Annotated in this window: 18 protein-coding genes and 1 riboswitch; of the genes, 15 read left to right on the top strand and 3 right to left on the bottom strand. The window is 70.2% G+C overall.

The features are described 5' to 3' along the window. Positions 1-75: 75 nt before the first annotated feature. Entirely contained in the window at positions 76-774 is a 699-nt protein-coding gene (locus QF027_RS20130; protein ID WP_307076035.1) for a hypothetical protein, read from the bottom strand. A gap of 213 nt (positions 775-987) precedes the next feature. On the opposite strand from QF027_RS20130, the gene QF027_RS20125 reads away from it, so the two are divergent. The 15 genes from QF027_RS20125 to QF027_RS20055 all read left to right on the top strand — a co-directional run bounded on the left by QF027_RS20125 (position 988) and on the right by QF027_RS20055 (position 18988). Continuing rightward, positions 988-3240 carry an N-6 DNA methylase gene (locus QF027_RS20125; protein WP_307076033.1) on the top strand — a complete coding sequence of 751 codons (2253 nt, stop codon included), beginning with the start codon at positions 988-990 and terminating at the stop codon, positions 3238-3240. Between the two features lie 94 nt (positions 3241-3334). Then, positions 3335-3919 carry a hypothetical protein gene (locus tag QF027_RS20120; protein ID WP_307076030.1) on the top strand — a complete coding sequence of 195 codons (585 nt, stop codon included), beginning with the start codon at positions 3335-3337 and terminating at the stop codon, positions 3917-3919. Between the two features lie 38 nt (positions 3920-3957). Further along, complete coding sequence (locus tag QF027_RS20115; protein WP_307082434.1) at positions 3958-5448, top strand: serine/threonine-protein kinase; 1491 nt, start codon at positions 3958-3960, stop codon at positions 5446-5448. 146 nt (positions 5449-5594) lie between these two features. Next, positions 5595-6422 (top strand): glycoside hydrolase domain-containing protein, encoded by an 828-nt coding sequence (locus QF027_RS20110; protein WP_306980266.1) that lies wholly within the window; start codon positions 5595-5597, stop codon positions 6420-6422. 144 nt (positions 6423-6566) lie between these two features. Beyond that, on the top strand, positions 6567-7214 hold the full coding sequence (locus QF027_RS20105) for a SurA N-terminal domain-containing protein (RefSeq protein WP_306980268.1): 648 nt from the start codon (positions 6567-6569) through the stop codon (positions 7212-7214). 147 nt (positions 7215-7361) lie between these two features. After that, positions 7362-8387, top strand: coding sequence for a nucleoside triphosphate pyrophosphohydrolase (locus QF027_RS20100; protein WP_306980270.1), 1026 nt, complete (start codon positions 7362-7364; stop codon positions 8385-8387). Next, entirely contained in the window at positions 8384-9712 is a 1329-nt protein-coding gene (locus QF027_RS20095; RefSeq protein WP_373432053.1) for a cytochrome P450 family protein, read from the top strand. Before QF027_RS20100 ends, QF027_RS20095 begins: the two co-directional genes overlap by 4 nt. 192 nt (positions 9713-9904) lie before the next feature. Further along, a complete protein-coding gene (locus QF027_RS20090; protein WP_307076029.1) occupies positions 9905-10885 on the top strand; it encodes a transglycosylase family protein in 981 nt (326 codons plus the stop codon). A gap of 206 nt (positions 10886-11091) precedes the next feature. Further along, positions 11092-11259, top strand: a riboswitch (cyclic di-AMP (ydaO/yuaA leader). A gap of 3 nt (positions 11260-11262) precedes the next feature. Further along, positions 11263-11943, top strand: coding sequence for a LysM peptidoglycan-binding domain-containing protein (locus QF027_RS20085; protein WP_307076027.1), 681 nt, complete (start codon positions 11263-11265; stop codon positions 11941-11943). Between the two features lie 294 nt (positions 11944-12237). Beyond that, positions 12238-13524 carry a phosphopyruvate hydratase gene (gene eno / locus QF027_RS20080; RefSeq protein ID WP_306986654.1) on the top strand — a complete coding sequence of 429 codons (1287 nt, stop codon included), beginning with the start codon at positions 12238-12240 and terminating at the stop codon, positions 13522-13524. 101 nt (positions 13525-13625) lie between these two features. Continuing rightward, positions 13626-14102, top strand: coding sequence for an FtsB family cell division protein (locus tag QF027_RS20075; protein ID WP_306980277.1), 477 nt, complete (start codon positions 13626-13628; stop codon positions 14100-14102). A gap of 30 nt (positions 14103-14132) precedes the next feature. After that, on the top strand, positions 14133-14738 hold the full coding sequence (locus QF027_RS20070) for a DUF501 domain-containing protein (protein WP_306980279.1): 606 nt from the start codon (positions 14133-14135) through the stop codon (positions 14736-14738). Then, a complete protein-coding gene (locus QF027_RS20065; RefSeq protein ID WP_307076025.1) occupies positions 14735-15676 on the top strand; it encodes a Ppx/GppA phosphatase family protein in 942 nt (313 codons plus the stop codon). The genes QF027_RS20070 and QF027_RS20065 overlap by 4 nt, the downstream gene beginning before the upstream one ends. Before the next feature lie 433 nt (positions 15677-16109). After that, a complete protein-coding gene (locus QF027_RS20060; RefSeq protein ID WP_306980285.1) occupies positions 16110-17486 on the top strand; it encodes an NAD(P)/FAD-dependent oxidoreductase in 1377 nt (458 codons plus the stop codon). 203 nt (positions 17487-17689) lie between these two features. After that, on the top strand, positions 17690-18988 hold the full coding sequence (locus QF027_RS20055) for an SAM-dependent methyltransferase (protein WP_307082432.1): 1299 nt from the start codon (positions 17690-17692) through the stop codon (positions 18986-18988). A gap of 333 nt (positions 18989-19321) precedes the next feature. Here the strand turns inward: QF027_RS20055 and QF027_RS20050 are convergent, their stop codons facing one another. Next, positions 19322-21850, bottom strand: a complete 2529-nt coding sequence (locus tag QF027_RS20050) for an ABC transporter permease (RefSeq protein ID WP_307076024.1) — start codon at positions 21848-21850, stop codon at positions 19322-19324. Continuing rightward, complete coding sequence (locus tag QF027_RS20045; protein WP_306986655.1) at positions 21850-22611, bottom strand: ABC transporter ATP-binding protein; 762 nt, start codon at positions 22609-22611, stop codon at positions 21850-21852. Before QF027_RS20045 ends, QF027_RS20050 begins: the two co-directional genes overlap by 1 nt. Positions 22612-22660 lie beyond the last annotated feature (49 nt).

Genomic DNA, 22660 nt, shown 5'->3' with positions numbered 1-22660 from the left:
TGAGGTGCGGGGCGCGCTGTGTGTGGGGCGCGCCCCCAGTGGTGAGCGAAAGGAGGCGAAAGCGGGCCTGCCGGCTCAGCCGGTCTTCTTCCAGTCCTTGCAGCCGGTCGTCTTGAAGTAGGCGTCCGAGGCGCTGATCCTGACGACGGCCGTGCCGTTGACGTTGTCGTTCGCGAGGATCGACTCGACGCCGTGTTCGGCGTCCTTGGTGCGCTCCCAGTAGCAGGAGTCGTCGGTGTTGCCGGTGGACTTGTAGGTGCCCGGGGCGATGTCGGCGCCGACTGCGAACATTCCGCCGTCACCGGAGATCCGGGCGGCGGGGGAGCCCTTCGCCTTCTCGCCGACGGCCTCCCAGGCGTGGCAGTCGCTCGACTTGAAGAGTTTGTCGGTGGCCTTGACGGTGACGTAACTGGTGCCGGTGACATTGTCATTGGCCAGCAGCGAGTCCATCTCGCCCGAGGCGTCCTTGGCCCGCTCCCAGTAGCACATGCCGTCGCTGTTGCCGGTGGTGCGATACGTGCCGGGCCTGATGTCCGAACCGACCTGGAAGTGGCCGTCCCCCGCGAACGCGGCCTTCTTCTCGGCGACCTCGGCCTTGCCGGTGTCCTTGGTGTCCTTCCTGCCCCGGGCCTCGCGCTCCGCGGACGCCGAAGAGCCCTTGCCCGTGCCGCCGGAGGTGCCGCTGTCCCCGTTGTGCCCGGCGTTCGCCGAGACGACTCCGATGACGACGACTCCCACGACGGCGCCCAGCGCGATCCTGCCCTTCATGCCCATGGCTGTATCCCCCCTCCCGGCGCGACAACCGCCGCTACTCGGCGGTCTTCTCGTTCGCTGAGTCAATGAGAGCAGAGCTTGTGAACCGAGTCAACACGATTCACAGAGTCCATGGTGTACACGGTCGTGAAGGGGTAGATCTTGCATGCATCGGTATGCTCGGCGTCACATGCGTGGCTCAGGGCTGCTGCGGTACGACGAGGGGAGCGGCGGGTGCAGGACAACGCGACTGAGGTGACCGCTGCCGGTATCGCACGGCTGGCCGGCGTGGGCCGCGCGGCCGTCAGCAACTGGCGCCGTCGGCACGCCGACTTCCCGAGGCCTGTCGGCGGCACCGAGACCAGCCCGTCCTTCGCGCTCGCCGAGGTCGAGTCCTGGCTGCGCAAGCAGGGAAAACTCGCTGAGGTCCCCTTGCGGGAACGCGTCTGGCAGCAGCTCTCCGGCCACCCTGAGGGCCCGGTCACCGCACTCACCCACGCGGGCTGCCTCCTGTTGCTGATCCACGACCGCCCGACGGTCTGGCTGGAGGTGAGCGCCGGCTCCGACGAGCGGCTCTCGGAGATGCTGCCGGGTGCGCTGCGCGAGGTGTTCACGCCGCGATTCGGACGCGAGTCGGCCATGAACACCGAGCCTGCTGTGAACACGCCGGGGCGGGTTCACATCCCCGACGCCGGCCTGGCCTCGGCGAATGCCGTGGACGGTACGACCGCCGCGGACGCTGCGAACCCCGCCACGAGAGTGAACCTCGCGGACGCCGTGAACACCGCGGACGCCGTGAACCCTCGACCCCCCGCCCGCCCCGCCTCCAGTGTTCACACCCCCGCCGCTGTGAACGCCCACCCCGCCCTTCACCTCCCCACCGGCCCGGAACTCCTGCCCTCCGCCCCCCTCCTGCGGGGCGCCGCCGAGCTGGCCGCCGAGCTGGGCGCCCGGCAGACCTTCGAGTTCCTGCTCGGCCGGCACCTCGACGCCAACCCGCGCCAGTACACGCTCACCCCCGCCGACCTGGCCGCTCTCATGGCCGACCTCGCTGGCCCCGCCCGCACCGTCCTGGACCCGGCCTGCGGCACCGGCGCCCTCCTGCGGGCCGTTGCCACCCGCCCCGACCAAGAGCTCTACGCCCAGGACAGCGCCCCCGAACTCGCCGCGCTCACCACGCTCCGGCTTGCCCTGCAGACCTGGTCCACCGTGCGCGGTGCGGTCGGCGACAGCCTGCGCGCCGACGCCCACCCGCGGCTGCGCGCAGACGCCGTCCTGTGCCACCCGCCGTTCAACGAGCGCAACTGGGGCCACGACGAACTCGCCTACGACCCCCGCTGGGAGTACGGCTTCCCGGCCCGCACCGAGTCCGAGCTCGCCTGGGTCCAGCACGCACTCGCCCGCCTCAAGGACGGCGGCGCCGGCGTCCTGCTCATGCCGCCCGCCGCCGCCTCCCGCCGCTCCGGCCGCCGTATCCGCGCCGACCTGCTGCGCCGCGGTGCCCTGCGCGCCGTGATCGCCCTGCCGGTCGGGGCGGCACCGCCGTACAACATCCCGCTGCACCTGTGGGTGCTGCGCCGCCCGGAGAAGGCGCCCGCGCAGCCGGAGGTGCTCCTCGTCGACGTGGGGCAGTTCGCGGGGGAGGGGCGCGGCGGGCCGGACTGGCGGGCCGTGCGCGAGGCCGTTCTCGACGCCTGGCAGGCCTTCGGGCGGCCCGGCCGCTTCGCCGAACGGCCCGGACTGGCCCGCGCGCTGCCCGTCATCGAACTCCTCGACGACGACGTGGACCTCGCTCCCGCCCGTCACCTGCCACCCCCCACGGCGACCGACGGCGCCGAACAGCTCACGGCCGTGCGCGAGCACCTGGGCGAGACCCTGCGCCTGACCGCCGATCTCACCCCGCCGCGCGCCGACGCCGCGCACCCCGCGCGGTGGCCGCTCACCACCATCGGCGAACTCGCGCGCGGGGGAGCTCTGATGCTGCGCACGGGCGGAAACGGCGGCCACACACGCGTGCCCGTGCTCACCGACCACGACGTCCTCTTCGGGGCCGACCCCTCCGGGACGCTTCCCGAGAGCGAGGAGGAGGCCGTACTGACCGAACCGGGCGACGTCGTCGTACCGGTGCTGGGCGGGGGCTCGGTGGCGCGCGTGATCGACGCGACGACCGGGGGAGCCGCCCTCGGGCGCAACCTCGTCCTGCTGCGCCCCGATCCCGCGGCGCTCGACCCCTGGTTCCTCGCCGGCTTCCTGCGCGGCACCGCCAACAACCGCCAGGCCAGCAGCTATGCCTCCACCGCGACCCGCCTGGACGTGCGCAGGCTCCAGTTGCCCAGGCTCCCGCTCGACGAGCAACGGCGCTACGGCGAACGCTTCCGCGCGCTCGACGAGTTCGAGCGGGCGCTCAGGCACGCGGGCCGGCTCGGAGAGCAGCTCGTGCGCGGGATGTACGACGGACTCACCGATGGAACGGTCGCGCCCGACTGATCAGGACGACAACGGTTCGGTACAACCCGTGACCGGTTGTCGGTATCGGCCTATACGCTCGAACCCCACATCGAATCCCGGTTCAGGAGCGTTCATGTACGGCCACGGCGCGGTGCCGCCCGCCCGCAGCTCGGGCACCGTCATCACCTTGCGCGTGCTGTTCGCCGCCGCCGGTTTCCTCTCGTGCGGCCTGCTCGCCTGCGCTCCGCTGTTCCGGGTCGCCTTCCTGCGCGGGCGGTCGATCGACTGGGTGCTGTCCTGGGCGAGCCTTCCGCTGTCCATCGCGTGTTTCGCGGTGGTCGGCTCCCTGCCGGAGAGCGATGCCAGGACCGACGTCGCCATGTCGCTGGTCCTGCTCCTCGGCCTGTTCAGCAGCGTGTACTTCCTCGTGATGGACATCCGGGTGCACCAGCAGCGGCGGTTCGTCGGCCACCCGCCGCCCCAGAGCCCGACCGTCCACACCGGCTACGGCTATCCGCAGCCGACGCCGACGCCGCCGCCGTACACGTCCACGCTCCTGCCGCAGCCGCCGACTTCTCCGGTCTCCGCCCCCGGTGTCGTCCCGCCCCCGCCGCCGCAGCGCCCCGCGCCCGCCCGGATCGACCAGGTGCGCGCCGAACTCGACGAGCTCAGCGACTATCTGCGCAAGCACGACGGCAACACCGAGGGCGGCAGGTGACCGTGGCGACAGGCCGTGTCGTCGCCGGCCGCTATGAACTGTCCACGCTCATCGGACAGGGCGGCATGGGCCAGGTGTGGACGGCGTACGACCAGCGGCTCGACCGGCGCGTGGCGGTGAAGCTGCTGCGCCCCGACAAGGTGGCCGGGCAGGAGGCGGACGAACTGCGCCGCCGGTTCGTGCGGGAGTGCCGGGTGACCGCGCAGGTCGACCACCCCGGGCTCGTCACCGTGCACGACGCGGGCAGCGAGGGCGAGGAGCTGTTCCTCGTCATGCAGTACGTCGACGGCGCGGACCTCTCCGACCATCTGGCCGAGCACGACCCGTACCCCTGGCAGTGGGCGGTCGCGGTCGCCGCACAACTGTGCGCCGTACTGAGCGCCGTGCACGCCGTGCCGATCGTCCACCGCGACCTCAAGCCGCGCAACGTGATGGTGAAGCAGGACGGCACGGTCACCGTCCTCGACCTCGGCGTCGCGTCCGTCATGGACACCGACACCACCCGCCTCACCCACACCGGTTCGCCGATCGGCTCGCCCGCCTACATGGCGCCCGAGCAGGCCATGGGCGGCGCGGTCGGCCCGTACACCGACCTGTACGCGCTCGGCGTACTGCTGCACGAACTCCTCAGCGGCGACGTCCCGTTCGCGGGCTCCACCGCGCTCGGCGTGCTGCACCGGCACCTGTACGAGCCCCCGCTGCCCGTGCGCCGCACCCGTCCCGAAGTCCCCGAGGCCCTCGAAGCGCTCGTCCTGCGGCTGCTCGCCAAGGACCCGCAGCACCGCCCGGCCTCCGCACAGGACGTGTACGAGGACCTGGCGCTGCTGCTGCCCGCGCGCGGGACGCCCACGGGAGCACCCCTCGACCCCACACGGCCCTTCCTTCGCCCGCACGCCCCCTGGCCGGACCGCGCGCGCACGCCGGCACCCCAGCCCGCCCCGGTCACGCCGGCCCCGGAGGCGACCGAGAAACCGGACGTCGCGCGCGCGGTCGACGAGGTCAAGCGGCTCCTCGGCGAGGGCCGCATCACCCAGGCCGTCGACATCCTCGGCGCGATCCTGCCCGCGGCCGCCGAACAGCACGGCGTGAACTCCCCGGTCGTACGCACCCTGCGCAAGCAGTACGCCGCCACCCTCATGGACGACGGCCAGTACCGCCGCGCACTGCCCGAACTGCGCCGCCTCGCCGACGAACGCGCCAGCGAGGCGGGCCACGCCGACCCGCAGTCCCTGCGCTTCCGCTACGACGCCGCCCAGTGTCTGGAACAACTCGGCGAACCCGCGGCCGCACTGGCCGAATACCGTGCCCTGCTGCCGTACTACGAGAACCAGTACGTGGCCGGCGACCCCCAGCTCGCCCACGACGTCCGCCGCCGCATCGGGCACCTCCTGCTCGCCCTCGGCGACCGCGCCGCCGCCCACGACACACTCGCGCGGCTGCTGCACGACGTGGAGCGCCTGCACGGACCGGCGCACCCGCTCGCGGTGGAGGTCCGCCGGACGCTCCAGTGGCTGGGCCAGGTGCGCTAGAGCGAGCTGCAGATTTTGCCGTTCCCGGAGGGAAACTTGCCCCTTTCGGGGGGTTGGGTTTCCGAAAGGCAGAACCGGCGCCGGATACCTTTGCTCGTTTCAACTACGCACAACATGTACAGCACAACCAAGGGGTGGGGTCGTCCATGTCCAGCCATAGGCAGTCGAAGAAGCGCAGATACGTCACGTGGGGCGTCGCCGGAGCGGCCGTGGTCGCCGGCGCGGGCCTCGCCGCGCAGAGCTCGATGGCCGCGACCACCTGGCCCGCGCAGAGGACGTACACCGGCCGCGCCTTCGACACCTGCGCCGCCCCCTCCCTCCCCGCGATGAAGGCCTGGCGCGGCGGCCTCTACGGCGCCGCCGCCGTCTACGTGGGCGGCAAGAACCGCGGCTGCTCCCAGCCCAACCTCACCGCCTCCTGGGTCAAGTCGGTCAGCTCGGTCGGCTGGAAGCTCATCCCGCTCTACGTCGGAGCCCAGCCGCCCTGCCAGAGCGGCTCCAACCCGGAGAAGCTCACCGCCTCCACCGCCGCCTCCCTGGGCGCGACGGACGGCGCGGACGCGGTGGCCAGGGCCTCCGCGCTCGGCATGAAGGTCGGCAGCCCGATCTACCTGGACATGGAGGCGTACGACATCACGAACAAGGCGTGCAACGACGCCGTGCTCACTTATGTACGCGCCTTCGACAAGACCCTGCGCGCGAAGACGTACCGAGCGGGCTTCTACGGCTTCACCAGTTCCAGCGCCAAGGCGATCGCCAACGCGACCAACAAGACCGACCTGCCGGGCAACCTCTGGTACGCGCTGTGGGACAAGCAGAACACCACCACCGCGGACTGGCCCTTCGGCGCCACGCAGTTCACGGACCACAGCCGTGGCCACCAGTACCTCGTGAACAGCAAGGAGTCGCGCAACGGCTACACGATCACCGTGGACCGGGACGCCTGGGACGGGCCGGTGGCGATCACCGGTTGACGGCAACCACGCGCGCGTGGCGCGGCGGTGCCCGAAGTCCTGGTGAATCGTTGGTCGAATGGGTTGGCCAGAGCCGGTCCCCTGCCTACCATCGATCACCGCAAGACCTTGTGCACCGTCGCACAATCTCCTCGGGAGGCCTCCTTGCACCGCCGTCGTCGCACCGCGCTCGTCCTCTCCGCCGCCCTCGCCGCCGCGGCACCCCTGCTCACCGCCTGCGCGAACGACGCGCATCCCGGCGCGGCGGCCGTCGTCGGCGGGCAGCGGATCACCGTCTCCCAGCTGGAGAACCGGGTGACCGAGGTGCGTGACGCGCAGCGGGCCGCCGTCACGGACGAGACGCAGTACAAGCAGGCCATCGCCAAGACCGGCACCCTCACCCGCGACGTCCTGCACGGCATGGTCCTCGACCGGGTACTGCACCGGGCGGCCGCCGACGCGGGCGTGTCCGTGACCCGCAAGCAGGTCCAGGAGCTGCGGTCGGGCCTGGAGGAGCAGGCGGGCGGCGCCAAGGGCCTGGAGACGGCCTGGCTCCAGCGGTACGGCATCGCCCCCGAACGTCTCGACGAGAACCTCCGCCTCCAGCTGGAGGCCCAGAAACTCGCGGGAAAGCTCGGCACCGACACCAGCGACCCCGCCTTCTGGAACGCCCTGAGCAAGGCGTCCAAGCAACTCGATGTCGACCTCAACCCGCGCTACGGCACCTGGGACGTCACGAAGAGCACCCGCGTCGACGCGAAGACCCCCTGGGTGCGGGAGGTCACGACGGCGGGCAGCGAACAGAGCGCGTAGCAGGACCGAGGGCAGCCCGCACCGCGGGACCGGCCCCACACAGCGGGGCAGCCCACACGGCAGGCGGATGATCGTACGATCACCCCGCCATTCCCCGCCTGTGGACAAACTGATCGCCTCGTCGACGCCGTGCGTTAGCTTCGAACTGTGAACGCAACCGGCTTCGAGCCCGCCCCTGACCAGGACCCCGACACGGCGCCCGCCCCCGGCCGCATCATCCTGCTCACCACCAGCCACCGCGTCGCCCCCGGCCTGCTGTCCTGGCCCGCCTGGCAGGCGCTGCACGCCGCCGACCGTGTTCTGTGCGCGGACGGAGCCCACCCCCAGCTGCCCTATCTGCGGGAGGCGGGGATAGCGGTCGCCGAGACGTCCCCGACCGCCGAGGAGCTGGTCGGAGCGTGCGCGGGCGGCCACACGGTGGTCGTCGTGGCCACGGGCGAGGGCGAGCCGGCCCTCACGGACGGTCTGGCACGCCTCGCCGGATCCGGACGCATACAGATGCCCGAGCTGGAGCTGCTCCCCGCCTCCTACGACCTGCCCGGTGCCCGGCTCCTCGACCTCGTCCAGGTCATGGACCGGATCCGCGCCGAGTGCCCGTGGTCCTCCCAGCAGACCCACGAGGGGCTCGCCAAGTACGGCATCGAGGAGGCGTACGAACTCGTCGAGGCCATCGAGGAGGGCGACCGCGACGAACTGCGCGAGGAGCTCGGGGACGTCCTGCTCCAGGTCGTCTTCCACTCCCGTATCGCCGAGGAGGACCCGGACGCCCCCTTCTCCGTCGACGACGTCGCCGGTGGCATCGTCGCCAAGCTCATCCACCGCCATCCGCACGTCTTCGGCGACGAGACGGCCAGCACCCCCGAGGAGGTCAAGGCGCACTGGCTGCGCACCAAGGCGATAGAGAAGCAGCGCAGTTCGGTGACCGAGGGCATCCCCCTCGGCCAGCCCGGCCTCGCCCTCGCGGCGAAGCTGGCGTCGCGGGTACGTACGGCGGGCCTTGACGTCCCGCTCCCGAAGACCGAGGGCATCGGTTACGAACTCCTCGTCCTGGCCGCCCGCGCCGAGTCGGAGGGGGTCGACCCGGAGGCGGCCCTGCGCGCGGCGGCACGGCTGTACCGGGACGCGATCCGGGAGGTCGAGGCACCGCACCCGCCGGATAACGTCAAGGAGTGACCGACCAGCCCTCAGTCGACCCCGCCAACCCCGCGACCCCCGGCGCCCCCGCGTTTCCTGCCGTTGGCGCCGCCGCGACTCCCGCCCCCGAGTTGTTCTCCTGGGAGTTCGCCACCAACCCCTACCCCGCCTACGCCTGGCTCCGCGAGCACGCCCCCGTGCACAGGACCCGGCTGCCCAGCGGGGTGGAGGCCTGGTTGGTCACCCGGTACGCCGATGCCAAGCAGGCCCTCGCCGACCAGCGTCTCAGCAAGAACCCGGCCCACCACGACGAGCCCGCGCACGCCAGGGGCAAGACGGGTATCCCGGGGGAGCGCAAGGCGGAGCTGATGACGCATCTGCTGAACATCGACCCGCCGGACCACACCAGGCTCCGACGGCTCGTCAGCAAGGCGTTCACGCCCAGGAGGGTCGCCGAATTCGCGCCGCGGGTGCAGGAGTTGACCGACCGTCTCATCGACGGGTTCGCGGCCACCGGCACCGCCGACCTCATCCACGACTTCGCCTTCCCGCTCCCCATCTACGCGATCTGCGACCTGCTCGGCGTCCCCCGCGAGGACCAGGACGACTTCCGGGACTGGGCGGGCATGATGATCCGTCACGGAGGAGGCCCGCGCGGCGGGGTCGCGCGGTCCGTGAAGAAGATGCGCGGCTATCTCGCCGAGCTCATCCACCGGAAGCGGGAAGCGCTGCCCGGCGAGCCGGCCCCGGGCGAGGACCTCATCTCCGGGCTGATCCGCGCCTCCGACCACGGCGAGCACCTCACCGAGAACGAGGCCGCGGCGATGGCCTTCATCCTTCTGTTCGCCGGTTTCGAGACCACCGTCAATCTCATCGGGAACGGCGTGTACGCCCTCCTCACCCATCCCGACCAGCGGAACCGGCTGCAGCAGGCCCTGGCCGACGGGGAGAAAGGCCTTCTGGAGACCGGTGTGGAGGAGCTCCTGCGGTACGACGGCCCGGTCGAGCTGGCCACCTGGAGGTTCGCCACCGAGCCCCTGCGGATCGGCGGTCAGGACATCGCGGCCGGCGACCCGGTGCTCGTCGTGCTCGCGGCGGCGGACCGGGATCCCGAGCGGTTCGCCGACCCTGATGTGCTCGATCTGTCTCGCCGTGACAATCAGCACCTCGGTTACGGCCACGGCATCCACTACTGCCTCGGTGCCCCGCTGGCCCGCCTGGAGGGGCAGACCGCGCTCGCCACCCTCCTCACCCGTCTCCCGGACCTGCAACTCGCGGTGGATTCAGCCGATTTGCGCTGGCGTGGGGGGCTCATCATGCGTGGACTGCGTACTTTGCCCGTGGAGTTCACGCCCGTCCGGTAATCGACCGAGGGGTCCGGCCTATCCCCGCATGGGGCCGCGTAAACATGACGTGCCCTCAAGTCTGTGATCTTCACGTGATCTACGCGGCATTAACTTGTGACAAGTGATCGAATCCCTATACGTTCACGGACCAGCGCGGTGCCCTGCACCACCCGCCGCGCAGATCCCTGCTCTCTCGGGAAAGGTCCCCGCATGCTCTCCGGGAACGGTCGTCACCGTCGCCCCCGTCAGGCTCCGGCTCTCCTCGTCGCGGCCGGTGTGACGGGATCCGCCATTGCGATCCCACTGCTCGGAGCGACCGGAGCGAGCGCCGCCACCGGCACCACCTGGGACCGGGTCGCGGAGTGCGAGAGCGGCGGCTCCTGGAGCGCGAACGACGGCAACGGCTATTACGGCGGCCTCCAGATGTCCCAGGAGAACTGGGAGAAGTACGGCGGTCTCGAATACGCCAGGACCGCGGACCTGGCCAGCCGCAACCAGCAGATAGCCGTGGCCGAGAAGCTTCTCGCGGACCAGGGCATCGCCGCGTGGCCGACTTGCGGTCTGCTCGGCGGTCTCAGCAAGGACTCGGGCTCGGCCGATGTCGACACGGGTCTGGAGAGCGGGACGCCCTCGCCCTCGGCCTCCGGCTCGTCTGAATCATCCGATTCGTCTGGTTCCTCCAACTCGTCGGGCTCCGAGGAGTCTTCCGGTCTGCTCGACGCGCTGGACGGTTCGTCCGCGACCCCCTCGCCGTCGGCGACCCCCTCCAGTGGTGACGACGGTTCCGGCAAGTCGGACAAAAAGAACTCCTCGGGTTCCGAGGGCTCCGCCACGGAAGAAGCGCAGCCTTCCGACAGCTCGCCCGTAGTGAGCACAGAAGAGGACGAAGCGGACAAGTCGTGGCAGGAGGGCGGCTCTTCGGCCCTCGTGGACGTCGGCGCCCTCGGCTCCGGCAAGCACCGGGGCGACAGCGCCGAGGAGAGTGCGACGAAGAGCACGGCCTCCTCCGCGGCCGGCCGCCACGCCGCCCGTACCTACACCGTCCAGGAGGGCGACTCCCTCGCCTCCATCGCCGACTCCCTTGGCCTCGACGGCGGATGGCGTGCCCTCTATGCCGAGAACAAGGACCGCATCGGGGCCGACCCGAGCAACATCGTCGCCGGTCAGACGCTCGACACAGGGGCTGAATAGGGCAGAAAAGCCCAGAAAAACAGCGGGAGTTCACGTCACACTTCGCACCGAATGTCCACTTTGGTGAAAGTGTGGGATGAGTCTCAGAAGGCCTGATCGTCTTTGAAATTCCGCCGAGCGCGTGTCTACGGTCGTGACCGCTCGGCAACCCGAGCCCCGTCTGTCGCAACGCCGAATCCTGCCAGCGGCCGTACGGGAACAGTCGTCGCTTCACAGCGCCGTAGGCAGGAGCGGGGGACCCAAGGTAAGCGCCGGGCCCAGCAGTTGAGCTGGATCCGGCTTGGGGTTAAGTCGCGCACCGCGAGGTGCGTGACCGGGCAACTCAACCGGCCCGAACCCGACAGCTCACCTCGCAGGCGTCGGTGAGGGGATCCACCATGCTGTTTTCCGGCAAGGGCAAGCACCGTCGTCCGTCCAAGGCCACCCGCGCCGCCGCGCTCGCCGGTGTCACCGGTGTCGCCATCGCCGCCCCGCTGATGGCGGTCGGCAACGCCTCCGCCGCCACCGCCTCCGAGTGGGACACCGTCGCCCAGTGCGAGTCCGGCGGCAACTGGTCCATCAACACCGGCAACGGCTACTACGGCGGTCTGCAGTTCTCGGCCTCCACCTGGGCCGCTTACGGCGGCACGCAGTACGCCGCGCAGGCCAACCAGGCCAGCAAGTCCCAGCAGATCGCCGTCGCCGAGAAGGTCCTCGCCTCGCAGGGCAAGGGTGCCTGGCCGGTCTGCGGCACGGGCCTGTCCAGCGCCACCTACAGCGGCGGCAGCAGCTCGTCCTCCTCCGGCAGCTCCTCGAACACGAGCAGCCGTTCGACCGAGGAGCAGAGCGCCTCCCGTTCGACCGACCGTCCGGCGGCCAAGAAGACCGTCACCACCCCGACCGGCAAGAAGGTCAAGAAGGGCGACGGCGAGTACAAGGTCGTCAAGGGTGACACCCTCAGCTCGATCGCCGAGAAGCACAAGGTCAAGGGCGGCTGGCAGAAGCTGTTCAAGCTGAACAAGGACATCGTCACCGACGCCGACTTCATCTACCCGGGCCAGCAGCTGCACCTCAAGTAAGACCCAGCTGAACCACAGCGCTCTCACATCCGTGTCCTTCATGATGAAGGCCTCGTGAGGGTCCCCCCCCGTCCCCACGGGCTCCCCGCTCCGGTGCGTGTTCCCCCGTACGCACCGGAGCGGGGTTTTTTCATGCGCCGCCGCCGGGACGTCTTTGTTCAGTTCAGAAACAATTTACTCTCGGTTCTGTCCACGGGGCGGTCCACACGGTGGCCGATCCCCCGGAGCCGGTTAGGCTCGGTCTCGCAGAACCCACCGCGGTCCCGGCGGACCGTGTCACACCCCAAGAAGGAGATGCTCGTGCCGTCCATCGACGTCGTCGTAGCCCGGGAAATCCTGGACTCCCGAGGCAACCCCACGGTCGAGGTCGAGGTCGGCCTCGACGACGGCAGCACGGGTCGTGCCGCCGTCCCGTCCGGCGCCTCCACGGGCGCCTTCGAGGCCATCGAGCTCCGCGACGGTGACCCCAACCGTTACCAGGGCAAGGGTGTCGAGAAGGCCGTCCTCGCCGTCATCGAGCAGATCGGCCCGGAGCTGGTCGGCTACGACGCCACCGAGCAGCGCCTGATCGACCAGGCGATGTTCGACCTGGACGCCACCGACAACAAGGGCTCCCTCGGCGCCAACGCCATCCTCGGTGTCTCCCTCGCCGTCGCCCACGCCGCCTCCGAGGCCAGCGACCTCCCGCTCTTCCGCTACCTGGGCGGCCCGAACGCGCACCTGCTGCCGGTGCCGATGATGAACATCCTCAACGGCGGCTCGCACGCCGACTCCAACGTGGACATCCAGGAGTTCATGATCGCCCCGATCGGCGCGGAGTCCTTCTCCGAGGCGCTGCGCTGGGGCACCGAGGTCTACCACACCCTCAAGAAGGTCCTGAAGAGCAAGGGCCTGTCCACCGGCCTCGGCGACGAGGGCGGCTTCGCGCCGAACCTGGAGTCCAACCGCGCCGCCCTGGACCTCATCCTCGAGGCCATCAAGGAAGCCGGTTACATCCCCGGCGAGCAGGTCGCCCTGGCGCTCGACGTCGCCGCCTCCGAGTTCTACAAGGACGGCAAGTACCAGTTCGAGGGCAAGGACCGCTCCGCCGCCGAGATGACGGAGTACTACGAGGAGCTCGTGGCGGCCTACCCGCTCGTCTCCATCGAGGACCCGCTGTTCGAGGACGACTGGGCCGGCTGGAAGGTCCTCACCGACAAGCTCGGTGACAAGGTCCAGATCGTCGGCGACGACCTGTTCGTCACCAACCCGGAGCGCCTGGCCCGCGGCATCGAGGAGGGCGCCGCCAACGCCCTGCTCGTCAAGGTGAACCAGATCGGCTCGCTCACCGAGACCCTGGACGCCGTCGAGCTCGCCCAGCGCAGCGGCTTCAAGTGCATGATGTCCCACCGCTCCGGCGAGACCGAGGACGTCACCATCGCCGACCTCGCCGTCGCCACCAACTGCGGCCAGATCAAGACCGGTGCCCCGGCCCGCTCCGAGCGCGTCGCCAAGTACAACCAGCTGCTGCGCATCGAGGAGATCCTCGACGACGCCGCGGTGTACGCCGGCCGTAGCGCGTTCCCCCGCTTCAAGGGCTGACCCCACCAGGGTCAATCCTTAGCCAGTCGTACGTACGTCCCCGTACCGGTCCCGTACCGTGTGCGGGGACGTACGCACGTAGAAGGGGAGGCGGAAAGCCGATGGCTGTGAAGGACCGGGACCGTTTCTCCACCGCGACCAGGATCAGACTGCTCGGCGAGCAGACCGCGGCCCGTGTCTACCGCTCCCAGACCAAGCGACAGGCCCGCCGCTCCCGGCTGACCGGCCGGGCCGCGCTGCTCGCGCTCGTGCTGTGCACGCTGGTGGTGGCGCTGGCGTACCCGATAAGGCAGTACGTCTCCCAGCGCGCCGAGATCGCCGATCTGCAGCGGGAGAAGGCGCAGGCCGCCGAGCGGGTGGAGAAGCTGCGCGACCTCAAGGCGCGCTGGCAGGACGACACGTACGCCGAGCAGCAGATCCGGCAGCGGCTGCACTATGTGATGCCGGGCGAGACGGGCTTCATCGTGGCCGGCCCGGACGCGGCCAAGCAGTCGCGCACCGACCTCGGCGCCGCCGACCGCCCCTGGTACGCGAACGTCTGGGACGGGGTCGACAAGTCCGACGCCTCCGACCGGTGAACCGACCGATGGACCGATAGAAAGACAGGCATGGAAACGCCTCCGCCCTCCACTCCGCGAACCGAGCCGACCGACGCGGACGTCGAGGCCTTCAAGCAGCAGCTCGGGCGGCCGCCGCGCGGGCTGCGGGCGATCGCGCACCGGTGTCCGTGCGGACAGCCGGACGTCGTGGAGACCGCGCCCCGGCTGCCCGACGGCACGCCCTTCCCGACGACGTACTACCTGACGTGCCCGCGCGCCGCCTCGGCGATCGGCACCCTCGAGGCGAACGGCGTCATGAAGGAGATGACGGAGCGGCTCCAGACCGATCCGGAGCTCGCGGCGGCGTACCGGGCCGCACACGAGGACTACATCGCCCGGCGTGACGCCATCGAGGTGCTGGAGGGCTTCCCGAGCGCGGGCGGCATGCCGGACCGGGTGAAGTGCCTGCATGTCCTGGTGGGCCACTCGCTCGCCGCGGGCCCGGGCGTCAACCCGCTGGGCGACGAGGCGATCGCGATGCTGCCGGAGTGGTGGCGCAAGGGGCCCTGCGTGACGCCTTCCGGGCCGCCGACCGGTGAGGGGTGGCAGGTGGACGCCGCCGAGGACGGCGCGGGCCACTTCGCCTCCAAGCCGGTCGAGGGAGGCGACCGATGACCCGCGTCGCCGCCGTCGACTGCGGTACGAACTCCATCCGTCTCCTCGTCGCCGACTGCGACCCCGAGACCGGCGAACTGGTCGACCTGGACCGTCGTATGACCATCGTGCGGCTCGGGCAGGGCGTCGACCGGACCGGGCGGCTCGCCCCCGAGGCGCTGGAGCGGACCTTCGCCGCGTGCCGGGAGTACGCGGCGGTCATCAAGGAGCACGGCGCCGAGCGTCTGCGGTTCGTCGCCACCTCCGCCTCCCGGGACGCGGAGAACCGGGACGAGTTCGTGCGCGGGGTCCTCGACATCCTCGGGGTCGAGCCCGAGGTCATCTCCGGGGACCAGGAGGCGGAGTTCTCCTTCACCGGGGCGACCAAGGAGCTCAAGGGCAGCGACCACCTGGCCAGGCCCTACCTCGTGGTGGACATCGGCGGTGGTTCGACGGAGTTCGTGGTGGGCGACGACCATGTGCGCGCCGCACGCTCCGTCGACGTCGGCTGTGTGCGGATGACCGAGCGGCACCTCGTGCGGGACGGGGTCGTCAGCGACCCGCCCACCGACGACCGGATCGCCGCCATGCGGGCCGACATCGAGGCCGCTCTCGACCTGGCCGAGGAGACCGTCCCGCTGCGCGAGGCGCGCACGCTGGTGGGGCTCGCCGGGTCCGTCACCACCGTGTCGGCGATCGCGCAGGAGCTGCCCGAGTACGACTCCGAGGCCATCCACCACTCCCGGGTCTCCCACGACCGCGTCCGTGAGATCACCGACTGGCTGCTGCACTCCACCCACGCCGAGCGCGCGGCCGTCCCCTCCATGCACCCCGGGCGCGTGGATGTCATCGCCGCCGGGGCCCTCGTACTCCTGTCGATCATGGAGCGGATCGGCGCCGAGGAGGTCGTCGTGAGCGAGCACGACATCCTCGACGGCATCGCGTGGTCGGTCGCGTAGGACTCTGCCGAGCACCTCTGCTGAGCAGGGAGAACAACGTATGAGCGCGTCCGGGGGGCCCTTCGGGGCCCCTCTTCGACGTGTCGCCGGGAAAGTTCGTGAAGTTCTTCACAAGGATTTGGGCCCTGTCGGACGACGAATCTGGTCCGGTTGGCCCTTCCGGGGTCCCGACACCCGTGTGAACACGTTCAAAACGGGGGGATGCGGACCTCGGGTGAGGGGCGCGTGAGGGGGTCGCGCGGGTCTCTCACAGGAGGGCTTTCGGTGCAGAGAGGCAGCTCACGCGGCATTGACAACGGGTCGCCCTACACGGTGGTTCCCCTCTTGCGCCATGACGTGGATCACGCGAGTCGCGGAGGATAGCACACCCTCTGGGGAAGCTTGTGAAGGGGCGCACGAGCTACCCCCCTGGGGCGGGTGGATACTCGATGGCATGAGCACCACGGAGCGTCCCAGGATCCTCGTAGTAGGCGGTGGGTACGTAGGCCTGTACGCAGCTCGGCGCATTCTCAAGAAGATGCGCTACGGCGAGGCGACCGTCACGGTCGTCGACCCCCGGTCGTACATGACCTACCAGCCCTTCCTCCCCGAAACCGCCGCCGGCAACATCTCCCCGCGCCACGTCGTCGTCCCGCTGCGACGCGTGCTGCCCAAGGCGGAGGTTCTCACCGGCCGGGTCACCACCATCGACCAGGACCGCAAGGTCGCCACGATCGCCCCGCTGGTCGGCGAGGCGTACGAGCTGCCCTTCGACTACCTGGTGATCGCGCTCGGCGCGGTCTCCCGCACCTTCCCGATCCCCGGCCTCGCCGAGCAGGGCATCGGTATGAAGGGCATCGAGGAGGCCATCGGCCTGCGCAACCACGTGCTTGAGCAGCTCGACAAGGCCGATTCCACGAACGACGAGGAGATCCGCCGCAAGGCGCTCACCTTCGTCTTCGTCGGCGGTGGCTTCGCAGGTGCGGAGACCATCGGCGAGGTCGAGGACATGGCCCGCGACGCGGCCAAGTACTACACCAACGTCTCGCGCGAGGACATGCGGTTCATCCTCGTCGACGCCGCCGACAAGATCCTCCCCGAGGTCGGCCCCAAGCTCGGCCAGTACGGCAAGGAGCACCTGGAGAGCCGGGGCGTGGAGATCTACCTCTCCACGTCGATGGACTCCTGCGTCGACGGCCACGTGGTCCTCAAGAACGGCCTCGAGGTCGACTCCAGCACCATCGTGTGGACCGCCGGCGTCAAGCCGAACCCGGTCCTGGCCCGCTACGGCCTCCCGCTGGGCCCGCGTGGCCACGTCGACGCCCAGCCGACCCTCCAGGTCACCGGCACCGACTACATCTGGGCCGCGGGCGACAACGCCCAGGTCCCGGACGTCGCCGCCCGCAAGGCCGGGGTCGAGAACGCCTGGTGCCCGCCGAACGCCCAGCACGCCCTGCGCCAGGCGCGGGTCCTCGGTGACAACGTGATCTCCGGAATGCGGGGCTTCCCGCAGAAGGACTACAGCCACTCCAACAAGGGTGCTGTCGCGGGTCTCGGCCTGCACAAGGGCGTCGCTATGATCGTCATGGGCAAGATGAAGATCAAGGTCAAGGGCCGTCTCGCCTGGTACATGCACCGCGGCTACCACGGTCTGGCCATGCCGACCTGGAACCGCAAGATCCGCGTCTTCGCCGACTGGACTCTCGGCATGTTCCTCAAGCGCGAGGTCGTCTCCCTCGGCGCCATGGAGAACCCGCGCGAGGAGTTCTACGAGGCCGCGAGGCCCGTGCCGGCCGCCGAGCCGAAGAAGACCGAGGCGAAGGCCTCCTGACCGGCTCCGGTCGCTGATCCACCCCGAAGGACCTCCCGCCATCCGTGGTGCGGGAGGTCCTTCGGCGTTCCCGCGCCCACCGGATGTACGTGGTCGTTGCATGTGTTTTGCCCAGACGTAACCCGCCGAAGGGACTGCGTCCCGGCATGCCGCTGTTTACCAAGGTGGACAATTCCGGGATCCTCGTCACGGAGGTGTACGCCATGGCAGATGCCGCGCTGCGGCTCAGAGACCTCGTCGGACAGTTGCTGGGAGTGCCGCTACCGCTGCGGATCCGCGCCTGGGACGGTTCGGAGGCCGGGCCGCCGGACGCGCCCGCGCTGGTCGTGCGCAACCGGCGTGCCGTGCGCCGGCTGCTGTTCAAGCCGGGTGAGCTGGGGCTGGCCCGCGCCTGGGTCACGGGAGACCTGGACATCGACGGCGATCTCTACACCGCCCTCGACCTGATCTCGGGGCTCGTCTGGGAGCGCGGAGAGGACGCCAGGACCCTCTTCCAGGCCCTGCGCGACCCCGAGGTGCGCTCCGCCGTCCGCGGGCTCGTCGCCCTCGCCGGACCGCCGCTGCCGCCCGCCCCGCCGCCCGAGGAGATCCGCCGGGCCCGCGGCCATCTGCACACCAGGCGCAGCGACAAGCGGGCCATCAGCCACCACTACGACGTCGGCAACGGCTTCTACGAGATCGTCCTCGGACCGTCGATGGTGTACTCGTGCGCCTACTGGGAGGCTCCCGAGCCCGAGGGAACCCTGGAGCGCGCCCAGCGCGACAAGCTCGACCTCGTCTGCCGCAAGCTCGATCTGCGGGCCGGGCAAAGGCTCCTCGACGTGGGCTGCGGATGGGGCTCCATGGCCATCCACGCCGCCCGCGAGTACGGCGTGAGCGTCGTCGGCATCACCCTCTCCCAGGAGCAGGCGGCCTACGCCCGCAAGCGCGTCGCCGACGAGGGGCTCACCGACCGGGTCGAGATCCGGGTACAGGACTACCGGGACGTCACCGACGGGCCGTACGACGCCGTCTCCTCCATCGGCATGGCCGAACACGTCGGCGCGGAACCGTACTTGGAGTACGCCGAGGTCCTGCTGAAGCTCCTGAAGCCCGGCGGACGGCTCCTCAACCACCAGATCGCCCGGCGCCCGCAGCGCGACGAATCGGCGTACGACCTCAACGAGTTCATCGACGCCTACGTCTTCCCCGACGGCGAACTCGCCCCTCTCGGCACCACCGTGACCATGCTGGAGCGAGCCGGGTTCGAGGTGCGGGACGTGGAGTCGATCCGCGAGCACTACGCCCACACCCTGCGCCGCTGGGTCACCAACCTGGAGGCACAGTGGCAGCGCGCGGTCCGGCTCGCCGGGCCCGGGCGGGCCCGTGTGTGGCGGCTGTACATGGCCGCGTGCGCCCTCGCCTTCGAACGCAACCGCATCGGCGTCAACCAGGTACTCGCCGTCAGAACCACCGAATCCGGCGCGTCCGGGCTGCCGCTGAGGTCCCGCACCTGGAACTGACTCCCGGGGAAGCCGGCTGACATCGCCGTCCGCCCATGGGCACGACCCAGCGGCCGTGACGACAGTCCCGCCGGGCGGGCGAAGCGGCTGATGCGACTGGTCGCGGCGTGCGGATCCCGGCTGGGTCGGCGGCGTGTCGGGCAGTAACGAGGGGCCCGCCGAGCGGGGTCCCCTCGTGCGGTACGGCTGCTGGTCCTACGTGGTGTGCCGGTCGGCCGGAGTGGTTGGGGCGAGGAGGCGCGGCGTGCGGATCCCGTGAGGGTCGGCGGGGTGTTGGGCAGGAGAAGTGGCCCGCCGGGCGGCGGGCCACTCGTGCCGTACGGCTGCCTGGCCTTACTCCGCCTTGATCGCCGCCAGCATGTTCATGCGGGCCGCCCGGCGGGCCGGCCACAGTGCGGCGAGGATGCCCACCGTCGCCGCCAGCAGCAGGAACACCGCCATCCTGGCCCAGGGCAGGACGAGTTCGTACGTCGCCATCTTCGTGCCGAGGAGCTCACCGGCCGCCCAGCCGAAGAAGACGCCCAGGCCGATGCCCAGAACCCCGCCGAACAGGGAGATGACCAGGGACTCCAGACGGACCATCCGTTTGATGCCCTTGCGGTCCAGGCCGATCGCGCGGAGCATGCCGATCTCCTGGGACCGCTCGAACACCGACATGGCCAGGGTGTTGATGACTCCGAGGACCGCGACGATCACCGCCATGGCGAGCAGGCCGTAGAGCATGTTCAGCATCAGCGTGAACATCTGCGCGATCGAGTCGGACAGATCCTTCTTGTCCTGGACCTTGATGGCCGGGTTGGAGCCGAGGGCCTTCTCCAGCTTGTCCTTGGTCGCGGTGGAGGCGCCGTCCGACGTCTTCAGCATGACCTGCATGTCCGACAGATCGCTCAGGTGCGGACTGAGCGTCGCGGTGTCGAGCATGATGCCGCTGATCAGTTCGTTGCCCTCGTAGACCCCGGCGACCGTGAGCTGCTGCGCCTTGCCGTCCTCGTAGTGGACGGTGAAGGTCGAACCCGCCTTCCAGCCGAAGGACTTGGCCCTGTCCTCGTCCACGACCACCTGGCTGCCGCCTACCTTGAACGCGCCGTCGTCCACCTTCAGGTCGGTCAGCTCGCCGATCGCGGAGCCGTTGACGCCGGTCAGGTACTCGGTCTGGCCGTCGATGCGCGAGGCCGCGTTGCGCAGCGGGCTGACGGCGGTGACGTCGTCGACCTTCGCCAGCTTCTTCTCGACGTCTGCCGAGAGTTCGTTGCCGTTGGCCATGGAGACGACGTAGTCCGCCTTGAGGGCCGCCGACGCCATCTTGTCGATCGACTTCTGGAGGCTGCCCGCCATCACCGTCATCCCGGTGATCAGGGTGAGGCCGATCATCAGCGCGGACGCGGTGGCGGCCGTACGGCGCGGGTTGCGCACCGAGTTCTGGCGGGCCAGCTTCCCGGAGATGCCGAACACGCGCAGGAGCGGTGCCGCGGCCGCGATCAGCGGGCGGGACAGGAGGGGGGTGAGGACGAAGACACCGATGATCAGCAGGACCGCGCCCATGCCCATGGGGGCCTGGCCGTCCGAGCCGTCCATGGTGGTGGCCGCCAGGATGACGGCGACACCCGCCCCGCTGAACAGCGCGCCCAGCGTGTTGCGCAGCACCAGCGACTTGGTCGTCGCCTTCGCGTGCACACTGCTCATCGCCGCGACCGGCGGGATCTTCGCCGCCCTGCGGCCCGGCAGCCAGGCCGCCAGCATGGTGATCAGGACGCCGACCGCGAGGGCCACGCCGACCGTGCCCGGCGTGATGACGAGCGGCCCGTCCGGGACGGTCGCCCCGAGCGTGCCCATGAGGGACTTGAGCCCGGCGCCGATGCCGATACCGGCCACGAGACCGGTCACGGCGGCGACCAGGCCCACCACGAACGCCTCGATCAGCACCGACCGCGTGACCTGCCTGCGGGACGCGCCGACGGCCCTGAGCAGCGCCAGCTCCCTGGTGCGCTGGGCGACCAGCATGGTGAAGGTGTTGGCGATGATGAAGGTGCCGACGAAGAGCGCGATGCCCGCGAAGACCAGCAGTCCCTGCTTGAGACCGCTCATCGAGGACGAGATCATCTCGGCCTGCTCGTCGGCGAGGTCCCTGCCGGTCTCGGTCTCCACCAGGTCCGAGGGAAGCGACTTGTCCAGCACGGCCTTCAGCGCGGTCTGGGAGGTGCCGGAGGCCGCCTTCACGTCGATCTCGTCGTACGTCCCCGGCTTGCCGAACAGCTTCTGGGCGGTGGCCGTGTCGAAGAGGGCGAGGCTGCCGCCGGCGGCGACATTGCCGTCGTCGGTGGTGAAGATGCCGGTGACGACCGGCTTCAGGACCGGGCCGTCGACCGAGATGCGCACGGTGTCGCCGACCTTGTAGCCGGCCCGCTCGGCGGTCTCGGAGTCGATCGCGACCTGGTTCGCGCCGTGCGGTGCGGCGCCCTCGGACAGCGGGTACCGGGGGTCCTTGTCACCGTAGTAGTTGCCGCCCTGCGACTGGAAGCCGCCGCCGATGAGCTTGCCGTCCTTGTCGGCGATGGCGGTGAAGCCGCTGACGACGCCGCTGGCGTGCGAGGCCCCCGGAACCTCGGCGCTCTTCTCGAGCAGCGCCTGGGTCAGGTCGGGGTTCTTCCCGATCGTGTTGCCCTTGTCCTCCCGGGACTCGGCGGTGACGGCCACGTCGACCTGGTCGAAGCCCTTGGCCGAACTCTTTTGGTAAGCCTCGGAGATGGTGTTGGTGAAGACCAGCGTGCCGGACACGAACGCCACGCCGAGCATGACGGCGAGCACGGTCATGAGCAGTCTGGCCTTGTGCGCGAGTACGTTGCGCAGGGCGGTGCGGAACATCAGGAGGTGCGGCCCTTCGCGTCGAACTGCTTCATGAAATCGAGCACGTTGTCGGCCGTGGGCTGGTACATCTCGTCCACGATCCGGCCGTCCGCGAGGAACACCACCCGGTCCGCGTACGCCGCGGCCACCGGGTCGTGGGTCACCATGACGACCGTCTGCCCCAGCTCCCGAACGGAGTTGCGCAGGAAGCCCAGCACCTCGGCGCCGGAGCGTGAGTCGAGGTTTCCGGTCGGCTCGTCACCGAAGATGATGTCGGGCCTGGACGCCAGTGCCCGGGCGACGGCGACACGCTGCTGCTGGCCGCCGGAGAGCTGTGCGGGCCGATGGCTGAGGCGGTCCCGCAGCCCGACCATCCGGATGACCGACTCCAGCCACTGCTTGTCCGGTTTACGGCCGGCGATGTCCATCGGGAGGGTGATGTTCTCCAGGGCCGTCAGGGTCGGCAGCAGGTTGAACGCCTGGAAGATGAAGCCGATCTTGTCCCGCCGCAGCTTGGTCAGCTGCTTGTCCTTCAGGGAGCCGAGCTCGGTCTCGCCGATGCGGACCGAACCTGAGGAGAAGGTGTCGAGGCCGGCGACGCAGTGCATCAGCGTGGACTTGCCGGAGCCGGAGGGGCCCATGATCGCGGTGAACTCGGCCTGCCGGAACTCGACGGTGACCCGGTCCAGGGCGACCACCTGGGTCTCGCCCTGTCCGTAGATCTTCGACAGATCCGTGGCGCGCGCGGCCACGGTGGTGGTCCGGCCGGCTGGGGGCACCTCCGGACGAAGTCTGGGGGAGGGTGTGGTGGTCACGGGATGGAACTCC

The sequence above is a fragment of the Streptomyces canus genome (genome assembly GCF_030816965.1).
Classification (GTDB): domain Bacteria; phylum Actinomycetota; class Actinomycetes; order Streptomycetales; family Streptomycetaceae; genus Streptomyces; species Streptomyces canus_E.
The sequence above is the reverse complement of the archived record's forward strand: the minus strand, read 5'-3'. Positions and strand labels throughout refer to the sequence as shown.

What these genes read in the sequence shown, in the direction of transcription:
- QF027_RS20130 (WP_307076035.1), bottom strand. Translation starts at nt 774, where the DNA reads ATGGGCATGAAGGGCAGGATCGCGCTGGGCGCCGTCGTGGGAGTCGTC.
- QF027_RS20120 (WP_307076030.1), top strand. Translation starts at nt 3,335, where the DNA reads ATGTACGGCCACGGCGCGGTGCCGCCCGCCCGCAGCTCGGGCACCGTC.
- QF027_RS20110 (WP_306980266.1), top strand. Translation starts at nt 5,595, where the DNA reads ATGTCCAGCCATAGGCAGTCGAAGAAGCGCAGATACGTCACGTGGGGC.
- QF027_RS20090 (WP_307076029.1), top strand. Translation starts at nt 9,905, where the DNA reads ATGCTCTCCGGGAACGGTCGTCACCGTCGCCCCCGTCAGGCTCCGGCT.
- QF027_RS20085 (WP_307076027.1), top strand. Translation starts at nt 11,263, where the DNA reads ATGCTGTTTTCCGGCAAGGGCAAGCACCGTCGTCCGTCCAAGGCCACC.
- eno (WP_306986654.1), top strand. Translation starts at nt 12,238, where the DNA reads ATGCTCGTGCCGTCCATCGACGTCGTCGTAGCCCGGGAAATCCTGGAC.
- QF027_RS20075 (WP_306980277.1), top strand. Translation starts at nt 13,626, where the DNA reads ATGGCTGTGAAGGACCGGGACCGTTTCTCCACCGCGACCAGGATCAGA.
- QF027_RS20070 (WP_306980279.1), top strand. Translation starts at nt 14,133, where the DNA reads ATGGAAACGCCTCCGCCCTCCACTCCGCGAACCGAGCCGACCGACGCG.
- QF027_RS20065 (WP_307076025.1), top strand. Translation starts at nt 14,735, where the DNA reads ATGACCCGCGTCGCCGCCGTCGACTGCGGTACGAACTCCATCCGTCTC.
- QF027_RS20060 (WP_306980285.1), top strand. Translation starts at nt 16,110, where the DNA reads ATGAGCACCACGGAGCGTCCCAGGATCCTCGTAGTAGGCGGTGGGTAC.
- QF027_RS20055 (WP_307082432.1), top strand. Translation starts at nt 17,690, where the DNA reads ATGGCAGATGCCGCGCTGCGGCTCAGAGACCTCGTCGGACAGTTGCTG.
- QF027_RS20050 (WP_307076024.1), bottom strand. Translation starts at nt 21,850, where the DNA reads ATGTTCCGCACCGCCCTGCGCAACGTACTCGCGCACAAGGCCAGACTG.